Source organism: Frigoribacterium sp. CFBP9029 (assembly GCF_034045305.1).
Classification (GTDB): Bacteria; Actinomycetota; Actinomycetes; order Actinomycetales; family Microbacteriaceae; genus Frigoribacterium.
Window position 1 is genome coordinate 123,328 of record NZ_JAXCWB010000001.1, and the last position, 15,181, is coordinate 138,508.

General features: G+C 71.6%; 15 protein-coding genes. 6 read left to right on the forward strand and 9 right to left on the reverse strand.

Annotation, left to right across the window (positions count from 1 at the left end; translation table 11 throughout):
* Positions 1-27: 27 nt before the first annotated feature.
* Both SOM11_RS00555 and SOM11_RS00560 read right to left on the reverse strand, forming a co-directional pair.
* Positions 28-567, reverse strand: coding sequence for a PH domain-containing protein (locus SOM11_RS00555; RefSeq protein ID WP_192058545.1), 540 nt, complete (start codon positions 565-567; stop codon positions 28-30).
* Positions 568-571: 4 nt separating this feature from the next.
* Positions 572-1,351, reverse strand: a complete 780-nt coding sequence (locus tag SOM11_RS00560; RefSeq protein ID WP_320476893.1) for a biotin--[acetyl-CoA-carboxylase] ligase — start codon at positions 1,349-1,351, stop codon at positions 572-574.
* 106 nt (positions 1,352-1,457) lie between these two features.
* On the opposite strand from SOM11_RS00560, the gene SOM11_RS00565 reads away from it, so the two are divergent.
* The gene (locus SOM11_RS00565; RefSeq protein ID WP_414655438.1) at positions 1,458-3,092 is read left to right on the forward strand and encodes an acyl-CoA carboxylase subunit beta; all 1,635 of its coding nucleotides are present in this window, start codon (positions 1,458-1,460) and stop codon (positions 3,090-3,092) included.
* On the forward strand, positions 3,089-3,373 hold the full coding sequence (locus SOM11_RS00570) for an acyl-CoA carboxylase subunit epsilon (protein WP_320476894.1): 285 nt from the start codon (positions 3,089-3,091) through the stop codon (positions 3,371-3,373). Before SOM11_RS00565 ends, SOM11_RS00570 begins: the two co-directional genes overlap by 4 nt.
* 342 nt (positions 3,374-3,715) lie before the next feature.
* On the opposite strand, the gene SOM11_RS00575 is transcribed toward SOM11_RS00570, so the two are convergent.
* The 4 genes from SOM11_RS00575 to SOM11_RS00590 all read right to left on the reverse strand — a co-directional run bounded on the left by SOM11_RS00575 (position 3,716) and on the right by SOM11_RS00590 (position 8,076).
* Positions 3,716-4,756 (reverse strand): hypothetical protein, encoded by a 1,041-nt coding sequence (locus tag SOM11_RS00575; RefSeq protein ID WP_243213607.1) that lies wholly within the window; start codon positions 4,754-4,756, stop codon positions 3,716-3,718.
* Between the two features lie 8 nt (positions 4,757-4,764).
* Positions 4,765-6,021 (reverse strand): ATP-binding protein, encoded by a 1,257-nt coding sequence (locus tag SOM11_RS00580; protein WP_192058556.1) that lies wholly within the window; start codon positions 6,019-6,021, stop codon positions 4,765-4,767.
* The gene (locus SOM11_RS00585) at positions 6,011-6,715 is read right to left on the reverse strand and encodes a response regulator transcription factor (protein WP_192058558.1); all 705 of its coding nucleotides are present in this window, start codon (positions 6,713-6,715) and stop codon (positions 6,011-6,013) included. Before SOM11_RS00585 ends, SOM11_RS00580 begins: the two co-directional genes overlap by 11 nt.
* A gap of 119 nt (positions 6,716-6,834) precedes the next feature.
* Positions 6,835-8,076, reverse strand: a complete 1,242-nt coding sequence (locus SOM11_RS00590; protein WP_192058560.1) for a class I SAM-dependent RNA methyltransferase — start codon at positions 8,074-8,076, stop codon at positions 6,835-6,837.
* Between the two features lie 26 nt (positions 8,077-8,102).
* Between SOM11_RS00590 and SOM11_RS00595 the strand changes: the two genes are divergently transcribed.
* From SOM11_RS00595 to SOM11_RS00610, 4 genes are all read left to right on the forward strand, one after another.
* On the forward strand, positions 8,103-8,792 hold the full coding sequence (locus SOM11_RS00595) for a Maf family protein (protein ID WP_320476895.1): 690 nt from the start codon (positions 8,103-8,105) through the stop codon (positions 8,790-8,792).
* 79 nt (positions 8,793-8,871) lie between these two features.
* Positions 8,872-10,629, forward strand: coding sequence for an acetyl/propionyl/methylcrotonyl-CoA carboxylase subunit alpha (locus SOM11_RS00600; RefSeq protein WP_192058564.1), 1,758 nt, complete (start codon positions 8,872-8,874; stop codon positions 10,627-10,629).
* 117 nt (positions 10,630-10,746) lie between these two features.
* Complete coding sequence (locus SOM11_RS00605; RefSeq protein ID WP_320476896.1) at positions 10,747-11,580, forward strand: purine-nucleoside phosphorylase; 834 nt, start codon at positions 10,747-10,749, stop codon at positions 11,578-11,580.
* Positions 11,577-13,262 (forward strand): phospho-sugar mutase, encoded by a 1,686-nt coding sequence (locus SOM11_RS00610; protein ID WP_320476897.1) that lies wholly within the window; start codon positions 11,577-11,579, stop codon positions 13,260-13,262. The genes SOM11_RS00605 and SOM11_RS00610 overlap by 4 nt, the downstream gene beginning before the upstream one ends.
* Positions 13,263-13,291: 29 nt before the next feature.
* Here SOM11_RS00610 and SOM11_RS00615 read toward each other — a convergent pair whose 3' ends face one another.
* From SOM11_RS00615 to SOM11_RS00625, 3 genes are read right to left on the reverse strand one after another with little or no spacing between them, the layout of a single operon-like run.
* Positions 13,292-13,564 (reverse strand): PTS sugar transporter subunit IIB, encoded by a 273-nt coding sequence (locus tag SOM11_RS00615; protein ID WP_192058570.1) that lies wholly within the window; start codon positions 13,562-13,564, stop codon positions 13,292-13,294.
* A gap of 43 nt (positions 13,565-13,607) precedes the next feature.
* On the reverse strand, positions 13,608-14,054 hold the full coding sequence (locus tag SOM11_RS00620; RefSeq protein ID WP_320476898.1) for a PTS sugar transporter subunit IIA: 447 nt from the start codon (positions 14,052-14,054) through the stop codon (positions 13,608-13,610).
* A 1-nt stretch (position 14,055) separates the two neighbouring features.
* Complete coding sequence (locus tag SOM11_RS00625) at positions 14,056-15,180, reverse strand: adenosine deaminase (protein WP_320476899.1); 1,125 nt, start codon at positions 15,178-15,180, stop codon at positions 14,056-14,058.
* Position 15,181: the final 1 nt, after the last annotated feature.

Sequence of the window (15,181 nt, forward strand, 5' to 3'; positions counted from 1 at the left end):
TTTTGTCGTTCGAGGGTCGGAACGGGTCTAGTCGCCGTTCCAGAGGGGCGCCCCGTCCACCGGGGCCGATTGGTCGTGCTGCCGCCGCTGTGCGACGAAGTTCGTGTTCGATTCCATCATGTCGTGAAGAGTGGACTGCACGAGGTCGGCCCCCGGCACGTCCCACAGCACGACGGGCCGATCGAGACCGCTGTTGATCAGGACATCGCCGCTGCGGAACAGACTCTGCACGCCGTTCTTCCTGACCGTCAAATCGTAGCCGCGGCTGTGGAGGAGCTCCTGACGGGTCCGGACGAGCAGCCCCCGCCGCAGGATGATGCGACGCGTCGTGATGACGTAGTGCCGACCGAGCCACACCAGCAGGGGGACGAGCCAGACCAGCACGATGAGCACCCCGGCGGCGGCGAAGACCAGCGTGTTCTGCCAGTCGGCGTCGAAGCGCCCGCCGAGGTACCCCGTCGCGGCGCAGACCGCGACGAGCGCGACCGACGGCCAGAACATGACGCGGGAGTGCGGCCGGAGGCGCGCGACGACGGCCTCGGGGGCCTGCTGGTCGGCGGTGCTCATGGGGTCATTCATAGCGCAGGTGGGTGACGTCGCCGCTGGACACCGCCGCATCGGCCCCTGTGCGGGGTCGGACGACCAGGCGTCCGGTCGGGTCGATCGCGACGGCGACGCCGTGCAGATCCGTCCCGTCGGGCAGCTCGACGCGGACGTCGCGCCGCAGGGTCGAGCAGTCCGTCGAGACGCGGGCGTGGAGTCCGGACGCCATCGCGTCGCCCCCGTGCTCGACGAGGGTGCCGAAGAGACCGAGGGTCTCGTCGAGGAACGCGGCCAGCACCCGATCGGCGAGGTCGGAGGCGGCGCCGTCGACCCCGTGCAGCGACAGAGAGGTGGAGGTCGGGGTCGGCAGGCGTTCCGCCGGCACGGTGAGGTTGACGCCCACGCCGATCACGACTGCGCCGTCCGGTCGGGCCTCGGCCAGCACACCGCAGATCTTCCGGCCGTCCACCTGCACGTCGTTCGGCCACTTGAGACCGACCTCGCCCCGACCGGGCGCCACCAGGGAGGCGAGGGAGGCGCGCATCGCCACCCCGGCCAGCAACGGCAGCCAGCCGAGGGACGACCCGTCGAGCCCCTTCGCGTCGAGCAGCACGCTCGCCGCGAGGGTCTCGTCGGGCGGTGCCGACCACGAGCGGTCGAGTCGCCCACGGCCCGCGGTCTGACGCAGGGTGGCCACCACGCCGCCGTGACGGGAGTCCGTTCGGGCGACCAGGTCGGCGTTGGTGGAACCCGTCGTCCCGACGTGCTCGAAGAACGGGCTCCGTGCCGAGCTGAGTGGGAAGGTCATCGCGTCAGCCTAGGCCGGACGGCCCCGGGTGTTCACGGAACCCACCACGGACGATGCTCCCCACGCGTGGAAACCTCCAACGGTGTCGGACGACGTGGTCAGTAGAATGAGGCGGGTGACCTCCGACACGACGCCCTCCCCCGAGACCACCGCCGGCACCGAGCCCGACCTGCACACCACCGCGGGCAAGCTGGCCGACCTCCGGGCGAGGTACCACGAGGCCGTGACGGCCAGCGGCGAGGCGGCCGTCGCCAAGCAGCACGCCAAGGGCAAGAAGACCGCTCGCGAGCGCATCGACCAGCTGCTCGACCCCGGCTCCTTCGTCGAGCTCGACGAGTTCGTCCGCCACCGCACGCACGCCTTCGGCATGGAGGCGAAGCGCCCCTACGGTGACGCCGTGGTGACCGGCACCGGCACGATCCACGGTCGTCAGGTGGCCGTCTACAGCCAGGACTTCACCATCTTCGGCGGGTCCCTCGGCGAGGTCGCCGGCGAGAAGATCATCAAGGTGATGGAGCTCGCTCTGAAGACCGGCGTCCCGATCCTCGGCATCCTCGACTCGGGCGGCGCCCGCATCCAGGAGGGGGTCGTCGCCCTCGGCAAGTACGGCGAGATCTTCCGTCTGAACACGGCCGCGTCGGGTGTCATCCCGCAGATCTCGCTGATCATGGGCCCGGCCGCCGGAGGCGCGGTGTACTCCCCCGCGTTGACCGACTTCGTCATCATGGTCGACAAGACGAGCCACATGTTCGTCACCGGCCCCGACGTCATCAAGACGGTCACCGGAGAGGACGTCGGCTTCGAGGAGCTCGGCGGCGCGCTGACGCACAACAAGATCAGCGGGGTGTCGCACTACCTCGCCAGCGACGAGGACGACGCGCTCGACTACGCGCGCTCGCTGCTGTCGTACCTGCCCGACAACAACCTGTCCGAACCGCAGGTCTTCGACCGGGCCGTCGAACTCGAGACCACCGACCACGACCGTGCGCTCGACACGATCATCCCCGACAGCCCGAACCAGCCCTACGACGTGATGACCGTCATCGAGCACGTCGTCGACGACGGCGAGTTCCTCGAGGTCCAGCCGCTGTTCGCGCCGAACATCGTGATCGGCTTCGGCCGCGTCGAGGGTCGCTCGGTCGGCATCATCGCGAACCAGCCCTCGGCGATGGCCGGCACCCTCAACATCGAGGCCGGCGAGAAGGCCAGCCGCTTCGTGCGGTTCTGCGACGCCTTCGGCATCCCCATCCTCACGCTGGTCGACGTCCCCGGCTACCTGCCGGGCACCGATCAGGAGTGGACCGGCGTGATCCGCCGCGGGGCGAAGCTGCTCTACGCCTACGCCGAGGCGACGGTGCCCCTGGTGACCGTGATCACCCGCAAGGCGTACGGCGGGGCCTACATCGTGATGGGTTCGAAGCAGCTGGGCGCCGACATCAACCTCGCCTGGCCGACGGCCGAGATCGCCGTGATGGGCGGCCAGGGCGCCGTGAACATCCTCTACCGCAACGAGATCAAGGCCGCGGAGGCCGCGGGCGAGGACGTCGCGGCCGTGCGCAGCCGCCTGGCGAAGGAGTACACCTACAACGTCGCGAGTCCGTTCCTCGCAGCCGAGCGCGGCGAGCTCGACGGGGTCATCGAGCCGTCCGCCACCCGCGTCGCCGTCATCAAGGCCCTGCGGGCCCTCCGCACGAAGCGGGCCGCACAGCCCGCGAAGAAGCACGGGAACATCCCCCTGTGAGCGGACGGCACGCCGCGCTCCCGGTCGACGGAGACCCGCGCGAGGTCCTCGCCGATCCCGCGCCCGCCCTGCCCGTCATGCTGACCATCGTCTCGGGGCGTCCCACCGACGACGAGCTCGCGGCCATCACGGCCGTCCTGGCGGCCGGCGAGGCCGCGGCGGCCGCGGAGCAGACCACCCTCCTCGTGCCGCAGCCCGAATCGGCGTGGACGCGCTCGAGACGTCGCCCCCGAGGGCCGTTGACCGTCGGACCGGGCCACTGGCGCTCGTTCTCGGGCTGATCGACCCGACCCGCGCCTCCTCGGCGCCGTTGTCCCCCGCGCGTCATGCGGCTCCGGATCGACAACCCGGCGAATCGGCACCGTTCCGGCCACCCGAACAGGGGTAGACGAGGTTATCGTCCCCTGGTTGTCCCCCTAAATGTCGACTTTGCACTCGGTGCGACGATGGGCATCATTGTTCTTGCTAGGTGTAACTCTTCGAGTCGCACCACCGTTTGAGAATCAACTAGGGTAAGCGGGTTCTCAATCGGGGGCGGGTCAGGGCGGCATTCGGGTTGCCGCCCTGATCCGAAATCTTCCAGAAGGGCCGGACATCGTCCGGCCCTTCTTCTTTTCGGGCGTTCAGGCCGAGAGGGTCCTCGGGATCTGCAGCCAGAGCTGGACCTCGTCGTCGTCGCCCTCGTCGTCGTCCGACGTGCTCGAGAAGCCGCGCCCCAGGGCGCTCGAACTCGGATCCGGCGATCCGAGCCCGACCACGGTCACGGCGTGGTCGCCCCCGCCCGGCACCGTCCTGATGACGATGCGATCGGCGACCGAACCGTGCAGCGCATCGGCCAGAGTCCGATGGATGCGCGCCAGATCCGCACCGTCGACGTCATCGAGGCCGCCCTCGTCGAGCAGGCTCACGACCGCGCCGCGCCGACGAGCCGCCATCACCTCGCGCCGCACGTCGTCGTCGAGCAGACGTCGACCGCGGATCTCGTCTCGGATGGCGCCCTCGAGGTTCAAGCACTCGCGCCGCTGCTCGGCGCTCAGATCGCCGTCCTGAGACACGATGGCGAGCAGCATCGGACGGGCCGTCCGTCCGGTCTGCAGCAGACGGTACTGACGCTCGTTGACATGGGCCTCTTGCGCCGCCTGCCAGTCGGCCGCCTCGTGCTCGGCGAGGATGAACTCGCGCGTCTCGCGACTCGCCCTCGTCAACGACGACGACATGGCGGTGGCGAACGCGACCCAGGTCACGCTGCCGATCACGCCGAGATCGGCGAGGGTGTCGGCTCCGCTCCAGGCAGCACCGTGCAGCGCCATGAAGCCCACCCCGAGCCAGGCGAACGCCTGCCGGCGCCGCGTGGCGACGATGACCATCAAGGTGCCGATCGCGGCCACGTACCAGGTGGCGTAGCCGTTCCTCCCCGCCGAGTCGAGCTGCGACGTGATCTGCAACGGGATGACGATGCTGACCGCCAGCGCGAAGGCCGCGATCCAGACGGGCATCGCCGGCCCCCTGCCCGGCCAGAGCGCCGCGACGGTCGCCGCCGCGTACGCGACCATGCAGGCCACGACGGGCCAGGGATCGTCGAAGCGGTCGAGCGAGACCGAGGCCAGCACGAGGTGGTAGCAGGAGAAGACGGCGGCGAGCAGCACGATGAGCCACCGCGGCACGGAGACCCTCACGAGAGCCGCCCCGGCATCGGCGGGGTGATGTCGCCGCTCGGCCACAGCAGACGGACGACCGTGCCGTCGCCCGGCCGCGAGTCGATGCAGGCACGTCCGCCGGCGTTCCGCAGGCGCTCGACGATGGAGACCCGGACGCCGAGGCGCTCCCCGGGGACGACGGCGGGATCGAAGCCGTGCCCGGTGTCGCCGACCTCGATGAGCGCCCCGCCGTCCGGACCCGCGTCGATGCCGACCCATCGTCGGACCTCGACCCCGTGGCCGGCGTGCTGCGAGCTGTTGACGAGGGCCTGCACGGCGGCGCTGTACAGGGCCTCGGCCGCCGCGGACGGGATGCTGCACTCCTCGAGGTCGCCGGCCTTGAGATCGACCGACACCCCCATCTCGGAGCTCACGACGGCGAGCCGCTCACGCAGGGACTCGAGGGTCGTCGTCGATTCGTCGAACGGCGTCGCGGCCGCAGCGGAGGCGAGGTGCGCCACGGCGTTCCGGGCCATGTTGGTCGCCAGGACGCGCTCGTCGGGCGAGTAGGCCCGCGCGGCCTGGATGAACGTCGTGAGGACGCTGTCGTGCACGATCGCGTCCACCTGCACCCGCTCGAGCTCCGTGGCGTGCTCGCGGATGGCGTTCGAGTAGCGCGCGACGGCGAGAGCCTGCGCCGCATCGACGTTGGCGGCCGCCTGCCGCAGGATCACGACCAGGATGAGCACGGCGCCACCGAGCAGCACGGCGTAGATCGAGTCGAGGGCGGCGTGCGCCAGCGACACCGCGCCTCCTGAGGGGGTCAGACGGATGAGCCCGTAGACCAGCGGGGCGACGAACAGGTACCCGACCGCGATCCACGCCGTGAACGCGTACGCGGCCGCAGCCGTCGCGACGGTGCAGAGGTACCAGAGCCACGGCACCGACGTCTGCACCGCGCTGGGGTCGTTCACCGCCAGCGGCCAGGTGATCAGCGCGATCAGATAGGAGATGGCGACGAAGGCCGCAGCGGTCTCGGCACCGCGGACGACGATGCTCGCGACGGCGACGGCGACGAACCCGCCGAAGATCGAGATGCCGATGAACCACGCCCACGCCTCTTGCATGGAACCGATCTGGTCGACCATCGACGGGATGGTCTGCACGCCGAAGACGATGCCGCCGGCCCCGACGACCCTGCCCACGACCTTCTCGAGGAGCGCCCGACTGATCGGGTTCCGTGACGGACGCGGTGGCGCCGTCGGCCCCACGGAGGCCTGGTCAGCGACCATCCCCGCCGTCCGCGTCGAGCCCGGGGAGGATTCCGTCCTCGACGGCACGGCGCAGGAGGTCGACCTTGGTCGGAGCGGGACGACCCACCTCGACGTACTTGACGCGGATGCGGTCGAGGTACTCGCGCGCGGTCGAGTACCCGATGCCGAGCTGCTGCGCGGCGAGCTTGAGCGGCAGCCCCGAGGCGTAGAGGTGCAGGATCTCGCGCTCGCGCCGTCCGAGCTGCGCCTTGGCGAAGTCGCGGTCGGCGTCGATCGCGCTCGCCCACTCGAGGTTGTTCAGCACGTCGCCGCGGGCCACCGTCGCGACCGCGGCCATGACCGTCTTCGTGGCGGACGACTTCGGGATCACGCCGGCCGCGCCGGCGGCGAGCGCCTCGCGGACGGACGCGACGCGGTCGGCGATGCTGTGCACCAGGACGGCCGAGCCGGTCGCCTGGACGCGCTTGACGTTCTCCGTCACGGTCGAGCCGTCGCCGAGCGACAGATCGAGCACGACGACGTCGACCTCACGGCCCGAGAGGTTCTCGACGAGCTCCTGCACGCCGGCGGCCGTCAGCACGACCTCGAAGCCCTCGTTCTGGCACGCCGCCTGGATGCCCAACCGCACCGACTCGTGATCGTCGACGATCGCGACGCGCACGGGCGCGGTCGTCGGGGCGGGCTTGTTCGGATCAGTCGATGTCTCAGACACGGTGTTCCTTCGCTCGGCGTGCGTCCGGGCCCCTGGAAACCCCGGGCGTGCACGGGCCCCATCGTATCGGCATATCGGTCGGGGCTCGGGGTCCGGGGCTCGGGGTCCGCGTCGACGGGTCAGGCCCGGACGAGCCGCGCGACCGTCTCGACGTGGTGGGTGTTGGGGAAGAGGTCGTACGCGGCGAGCGCGTCGACGTCGTACCCGAGGTCGCGGAACAGGGCGATGTCGCGGGCCAGGGCGACCGGGTCGCACGCGACGTACACGATCTGGGCCGGTGCGAGCCCGGCGATCTCCGTGACGACGTCTCGACCGGCGCCCGACCGCGGCGGGTCGAGCACCACGGTCGAGGCGGCGTAGCGACCACGGTCGAGGGATCCCGCCTGGGCGGCGGTCTGGCGGATCCAGCGCTCGACCCGCCCGGTCACCGCCGAGGCGCCGAGCCAGTCGGCGAGGTTCTCGGACGCGTGCTCGGTGGCGCGTTCGTCGCTCTCCACGCTGGTGATGCGGGTCCCCGCGCCGAAGGCGTCGCCGACGGCCGCGGCGAGCAGGCCGACGCCGCCGTAGAGGTCGAGGTTCGCGGCCTTCGGGTCGAACAGGTCGGGTCGGATCGACTGCTGGACGGCCTCCGTCAGCGTCGTGGCGGCCTCGCGGTGCACCTGCCAGAAGCCCCGGTCGTCGAGTCGGAACTCGCGGTCGCCGACCGTCTCGTAGATCGTGGTGCGCGACTGGTCGCCGATGACGAGACGGGCGCCGCCGACGCTCGGGGCCAGCACGTCGATGTGGGCCTCACCCGGGAAGACGTCGCCGAGCGGCGCCGCCTCGACGAGCTCGGGAGTCGCGAGCGGGAGGTCGTCGACCTGCACGACCGTGTGCGACCGTGCCGCGTACGGCCCCGTGCGTCCGTCGGCGTCGACGTGCAGTCGCACGCGCGTGCGCCAGCCGGTGCCGCCGCGCTCGTCGTCACCCGGCAGGGCCGCGACCTCGACGTCGGACCGCTCGGCGTCGAGACCGCCGGTGCGGGTCAGCGCATCGCGGAGAACCTGCCTCTTGAGCTCGCGCTGATGGGCCAGGTCGATGTGTCCGAACTCGGCGCCGCCGGCCCGCGCCGAGGGGTCGACCTCGACCGCGGCGGCCGACCAGACGTGAGGCCTGCGGTGCTCGCTCGCCTCGACGACCGACACGGTCTCGGCACGCCAGAACGACTTCTTGCGGTCTTCCGTGATGCGCGCCACGACCCGCTCGCCCGGCAGCGTGTCCGAGACGAAGACGACGCGGCCGTCCAGTCGCGCCACCGAGATCCCCCCGTGTGCGATGCCCGTCACGTCCAGTTCGACCTCTCGGCCCTGCATGTCTCCCATACGACGAGTCTGACAGGCTGGTCGACATGACCGTTCCCCTCTTCCTGGCGAGCACCTCCCCGGCCCGTCTGTCGCTGCTCCGGTCGGCTGGCGTCGAACCCGTCCTGATCAGCCCCGGGGTCGACGAGGAGGCGGCGGTCGCCGTCGCCGAAGCGGCCGCGGGTCGGGCGCTGACCGCGGCCGAGACGGTGGCGCTGCTGGCGAGGGCGAAGGCCGAGGCGGTGCTCGACACCCGGCGCGACGGCCTCCCCCTCGACGGGCTCGTCCTCGGCGGCGACTCCGCCTTCGAGTTCGACGGCGAGGTGCACGGCAAGCCCCACGAGCCCGCGATCGCCCTCGAGCGCTGGCGGCGGATGGCCGAGATCGGCCACGGCACCCTCTGGTCGGGTCACTGGCTGATCGACCATCGGGGCGGGGCGCCCCGTCGAAGCCGCGAGCACCCCGAAGGAGGCGCGGGTCGGGTCGCGAGCGCGACGCTCACCTTCGCCGACGATCTCGACCCCGACGAGCTCGCCGCCTACGTCGCCACGGGCGAGCCCCTCGAGGTGGCCGGGGCCTTCACCATCGACGGGCGAGCGGCCGCCTTCATCACCCGCATCGACGGGACGCCGAGTGCCGTCGTCGGCCTGTCGCTGCCGGAGCTCCGAGCCATGGTGCGCGCGTTCGGCGTGCCGTGGCACGAGCTCTGGAACTCGTCGACCGCGGGTCTCTTGTAGAACTCGTCACGCGCCTCCGGCGCCTTTTTGTGCACGTCAGCCAAAGACCGATGAGAGGTGCCCAATAGGCTGAGGGACTATGCCGCGTATCAGCAAGGTCCTCATCGCCAACCGTGGAGAGATCGCCGTCCGGGTGATCCGGGCCGCGCGTGACAGCGGCATCGGCTCCGTCGCCGTCTACGCCGACCAGGATCGCGACGCCCAGCACGCCCGCCTCGCCGACGAGGCCTACGCGCTCGACGGCTCGACGAGCGCCGAGACCTACCTCGTCATCGAGAAGATCCTCTCGGTGGCCCGTCGTTCGGGCGCCGACGCCGTGCACCCCGGCTACGGCTTCCTGGCCGAGAACGCCGACTTCGCCCGCGCCGTCCAGGCGGCCGGCCTCGTCTGGATCGGGCCGTCGCCCGAGGCCATCGAGCAGCTCGGCGACAAGGTCTCCGCGAGGCACATCGCCGAGCGCGTGGGCGCACCCCTCGCCCCCGGCACGCTCAACCCCGTCTCGGGTGCCGACGAGGTGCTCGCGTTCGTCGACCAGCACGGACTCCCCGTCGCCATCAAGGCGGCCTTCGGCGGCGGCGGTCGCGGCCTCAAGGTCGCCCGGACCCGCGACGAGGTCCCCGAGATGTTCGACTCGGCGACCCGCGAGGCCGTCGCGGCGTTCGGCCGGGGCGAGTGCTTCGTCGAGAAGTACCTCGACCAGCCGCGACACGTCGAGACCCAGTGCCTCGCCGACGAGCACGGCAACGTCGTCGTCGTCTCGACGCGCGACTGCTCGCTGCAGCGTCGGCACCAGAAGCTCGTCGAGGAGGCCCCCGCGCCGTTCCTGACGGACGAGCAGACCGCCGCGCTGTACGAGTCGTCGAAGGCCATCCTCCGCGAGGTGGGCTACGTCGGCGCCGGCACCTGCGAGTTCCTCATCGGCAAGGACGGCACGGTGTCGTTCCTCGAGGTGAACACGCGCCTGCAGGTCGAGCACCCCGTCTCCGAGGAGGTCACCGGCATCGACCTCGTCCGCGAGCAGTTCCGTCTGGCCGAGGGCGGCGTGCTCGACTACGACGACCCCATCGCCCGCGGGCACTCGTTCGAGTTCCGGGTGAACGGCGAGGACGCCGGTCGCGGCTTCATGCCCGCCCCCGGCCCGGTCCACGTCTTCAAGGCCCCGGGCGGGCCGGGCGTGCGCGTCGACAGCGGCGTTCAGGCCGGCGACGAGATCAGCGGCTCGTTCGACTCGCTGCTCGCCAAGCTGATCGTCACCGGCCCCACGCGTGAGGTCGCGCTCGAGCGTTCGCGCCGGGCCCTGGCCGAGTTCGAGGTCGCCGGGCTCCCCACCGTCCTCCCGTTCCACCGTGCCATCGTCGACGACCCGGCCTTCGCGCCGGCCGACGGCGCCCCGTTCTCGATCTACACCCGCTGGATCGAGACCGAGTTCGACAACACCATCCCCGCCTGGAGCGGCGAGGCCGAGGCTCCCCGACCCGACGACGAGCGCACGACCGTCGTCGTCGAGGTGGGTGGCAAGCGGGTCGAGGTCTCGCTGCCGGCCGGTCTCGGTGCCCGCACCGCGCCTCCTTCGGTCGCCCCGAAGCGCCGCGGGGCCTCCCGCTCGGGTGTCGTGACGGCGACCGGCTCGTCCGTCACGTCGCCGATGCAGGCCACCGTCGTGAAGCTCGCCGTGACCGAGGGTCAGCAGGTCGTCAAGGGCGACCTCGTGCTCGTGCTCGAGGCCATGAAGATGGAGCAGCCCGTCGCCGCCCACCGCGACGGCGTCGTCTCGGGCATCGACGCCACGGTCGGCCAGACCGTCTCGTCAGGTCACGTGCTGCTCAGCATCGACTGATCGCCCCCGGCGCCCTCCTCCCCCCGATCCGGTGCAGCGCATCCCGACTCGGGGAGGAGCGCCGAGGAGGCGCGGGTCGAGCAGGTCGGGACGGCCGCAGACTCTAGAGTGGTGGGCATGTCCGAGACCACCATGCACCCGCTCGACGACCGCGCCGCAGACCCGTTCGAGGTCGCCCGCACCGCCGCCGCCGAGATCGCCGACAAGACCGGCGTCGCCCACCACGACATCGCCCTGACCCTGGGCAGCGGCTGGGCCAAGGCCGCCGACCTGATCGGCGAGACCGTCGCCGAGGTCCCCGCCACCGAGATCACCGGCTTCAGCGCGTCCGCGGTCGTGGGTCACACGGGTTCGATCCGCAGCATCCTGCTGCCGTCGGGCAAGCACGCGCTCGTGATCGGCGCCCGCACGCACTACTACGAGAACCACGGCGTACGCCGGGTGGTGCACAGCGTCCGCACCGCCGCAGCGACGGGGGCTACGACGATGATCCTCACGAACGGCGCCGGCGGCATCCGCGAGACCTGGAAGCCCGGCACTCCCGTCCTGATCAGCGATCACATCAACCTCACGGCCGACTCGCCCCTCGAGGGCGCGACCTTCATCGATCTGACCGATCTGTACTCGAAGCGGCTGCGCGACGTCGCCCGGTCGATCGACCCCATGCTCGACGAGGGCGTGTACACGCAGTTCCGCGGGCCGCACTACGAGACCCCCGCAGAGGTGCAGATGGCCAAGGCCATCGGCGGTCACATCGTCGGCATGTCGACGGCGCTCGAGGCGATCGCGGCCCGTCAGGCCGGCATGGAGATCCTCGGCATGTCGCTCATCACCAACCTCGCGGCGGGCATCCAGACCACGCCGCTCAGCCATCAGGAGGTGCTCGAGGCCGGCCGCGAGGCCGAGCCCGTGATCAGCGACCTCCTCGCCCGCATCGTGGCCGCGCTGTGAGCCGTACCGCGCAGACCGGCGGCGACGCACTGCTCGCCCTCGCCGTCGCCTGGCGCGACCAGGACCCCGACGTCGAGACCCGCGACGAGCTCGACGCCCTGATCACGCGGGCCCGCGACGGAGACGCCGACGCGGCCGACGACCTCGGCGACCGCTTCACCGGGCGCCTCCAGTTCGGCACGGCCGGGCTGCGCGGGGCCCTCGGCGCCGGTCCGCAGCGCATGAACCGCGTGCTCGTCGCCCAGGCCGCCGCCGGTTTCGCGGCGTTCCTGACCGGGCGCGAGAGCGAGCCGTCGATCGTCATCGGCTACGACGGGCGCAGGAACTCCGACGTGTTCGCCCGCGACACCGCCGAGATCATGGCCGCGGCGGGCGTGCGCGCCACGATCCTCCCGCGGGCGCTCCCCACCCCCGTGCTCGCCTTCGCCGTCCGTCAGCTCGACGTCAGCGCCGGCGTGATGGTCACGGCGAGTCACAACCCGCCGCAGGACAACGGCTACAAGGTCTACCTCGGCGGCGTCGACGACGGATCGCAGATCGTGTCGCCCGTCGACGGCGAGATCGCCGCCCGCATCGACGAGGCCGCGCGATCGTCGGTCGCCGACATCGCCCGATCCGACGACTACAGCGTGGCGGGTGACGACCTCGTCATGGAGTACGTCCGACGGACGGCCGCCGTCGCCGGCACCTCGTCGACGGGCCGCCAGCCGAGGGTGGTCTACACGGCCCTGCACGGCGTCGGATGGGAGGTCGCGCGCCGGGTGTTCGCGACCGCCGGGTTCGCCGAGCCGATCCCCGTCAGCGAGCAGAGCGCCCCCGACGCTGCGTTCCCCACGGTCGCGTTCCCCAACCCGGAGGAGCCCGGCGCGATGGACCTCTCCTACGCCACGGCCGACCGGGTCGGCGCCGACCTGATCATCGCGAACGACCCCGACGCCGACCGTCTTGCCGTCGCCGTCCCGTCAGAGGGCGGCTGGCGTCGACTGAGCGGCAACGAGGTCGGAGCGATCCTCGGCTGGCGCGCTGCGGAACGCGCGCGGCGCGCCGACGCCGACGGCACGCTCGCGGCGAGCATCGTCTCGTCCCCGGCGCTCCGCGAGATCGCCCGGGTCTACGACCTCGACTACGTCGACACGCTCACCGGCTTCAAGTGGGTGTCGCGGGTCGGCGGCCTCCTCTACGGCTACGAGGAGGCGCTCGGCTACCTCGTCGACCCCGAGGTCGTCCGCGACAAGGACGGCATCTCGGCAGCCGTCGACCTGCTCGCCCTCGCCACCGAGCTGCACACGGCGGGCTCCAGCCTGGGCGAGCACCTCGTCGCGTTCGACGAGCGGTTCGGGGCCTACGCCTCGGCGCAGGTCTCCCTCCGCGTCGACGACCTCGCGACGATCGGCGCCCTCACGTCGCGCCTCCGGCAGTCGCCGCCCTCGACGATCGGCTCACGACGCGTCGACCGCGTCGACGACTTCCGCGACGGGTTCGGCGCGTTCCCCGCCGGCGACATCCTGCGGTACTGGCTCACCGACGGCTCGAGGGTCATCGTGCGCCCGAGCGGCACCGAGCCGAAGCTCAAGGTCTACATCGACGCCTCGAGCACCGAGGGCGATGCGATCACCCGACGCGCAGCCGCCGAGGCCGCGGTCGCCGACCTGGAGGCGGGGATGCGCGCGCTCCTGGCCTGAGGGTCGGGGGCGCGCAGCCCGGGCGTCGCTCAGCCGAGCGACTTCTGCAGCTTCTCGGTGAGCTCCTGCTGGTCGAAGTGGTTCTGGATGACGATCACGTCGGCGAATGTGCTGCCGATCGCCTCCACGAACTCGGCCGAGGTCAGGATGACCTGCGCGTCGTCGGCGACCGTCGAGATGGAGCCGATGTCGGCGGCCACCACGTCGGCCTCGATGTCGAGACGGGCGAGCACCCGCTCGGCGTTGACCTTGAGGATTCCGCTGCTGCCGATGCCGGCCCCGCAGATGGTGACGATCTTCATGACATGGCTTCCGTCTCGGTGCAGCAGGGGTCGGGGCCGGCGCTCAGGCCGGGACGCCCATCAGGCGTCTGATCTCGTCCGAGGTCGTGGCCGCGGCCAGAGCCGGGATCACCGTCTCGTCGTTGAAGACGTTCGCGAGATCGGCGACGGACTCGAGGTGAGCGCCGACGGTCGGCAGAGCGAGACCCAGCACGACCGAGACGGGGTCGTTGTGCGGATGCCCGAAGGGCACCGGCTCGGCGAGGGTGACGACGGCGAGGCCGTCGCGGACGACGCTGTCACCCGGTCGCGCGTGGGCCAGGGCGAGCCCTGGGGCGATGACGACGTACGGGCCGTGCTCGTCGATCATCCGCTCCATCTCGTCGCCGTAACCCTCGAGGGCCGCGCCCGAGGCGACGAGCGCCGCACCGGCGACGTGGACGGCCTCGCGCCAGTCGTCGACCCGGGTCGCGATGACGATGGCGCTGTCGGGCAGCGGTGGGAGCGCCACGTCAGACCGCCTCGAAGCCGCGCACGATGCGGTCGGCGAGGTCGTCGCGGTCCTCCAACGGCAGGAACGACGCCGCCGCGGCGTTCAGCTGGAACGCCTGCAGGTCGGACAGCGAGTAGTCGAACGCCTGCGTCAGCAGGGCGAGTTCGCGACTGAGGCTCGTGCCGCTCATGAGGCGGTTGTCGGTGTTGACCGTCACCCGGTAGCCGAGCTGGTAGAGCAGATCGAACGGGTGGTCGTCGAGGTCGGCGCCCCAGGCCGAGATCGCCCCGGTCTGGAGGTTCGACTGCGGCGACAGCTCGAGTGCGATCTCGCGGTCGCGGACCCACGCCGCGATCGGCCCCAGTTCGACGGTCGTCTGGTCGCCGCGGTTGCGGACGACCCGGATGTCCTCTGCGAGGCGGACCCCGTGACCGAGACGCAGCGCCCGGCCGTCGAGGAGGGCCCCGCGGATGCTGTCGAGGCCGTCGGCCTCGCCGGCGTGCACGGTGACGGGGAAGAACTCGCGGGCCAGGAGGTCGAACGCGGCTCGATGCGCCCCGGCCGGGTGCCCCTCTTCGGGCCCGGCGATGTCGAAGCCGACGACCCCCGTCTCGCGGTGACGGACCGCCAGCGTGGCGATCTCGAGCGAGCGGTCGCCGTGCCGCAGGGCGGTCAGGATCTGACCGACCGACAGCTCGTGCCCGCCGTCGGCGAGTTCGTCGACCGCGTCGTCGATCCCCGACTGGACGGCGGCGACGGCGTCGTCGAGGGAGAGACCACCGCGGAGGTGCTGCTCGGGCGCCCAGCGGATCTCGGCGTGGACGACGCCGTCGGCTGCGAGGTCGAGCACGAACTCGCGGGCCACGCGCTCGAGCGCGGCGGTGGTCTGCATGACCCCGACGGTCACGTCGAACGTGGCGAGGTAGTCGGGCAGGTTGCCGGCCGACGCCGACTCGACGAACCAGCGTCCGAGAGCCTGCGCCCCGCCCTGCACCGGCAGATCGAGACCCGCCTCGGCGGCCAGCTCGACGACGGTCTCGGGGCGGAGGCCGCCGTCGAGGTGGTCGTGCAACGACACCTTCGGCAACGAGGCGAGCCTCGGCCCCCCGTCGGGCATGCGGTAGTCCTTGTCCGGTGCGCTCATA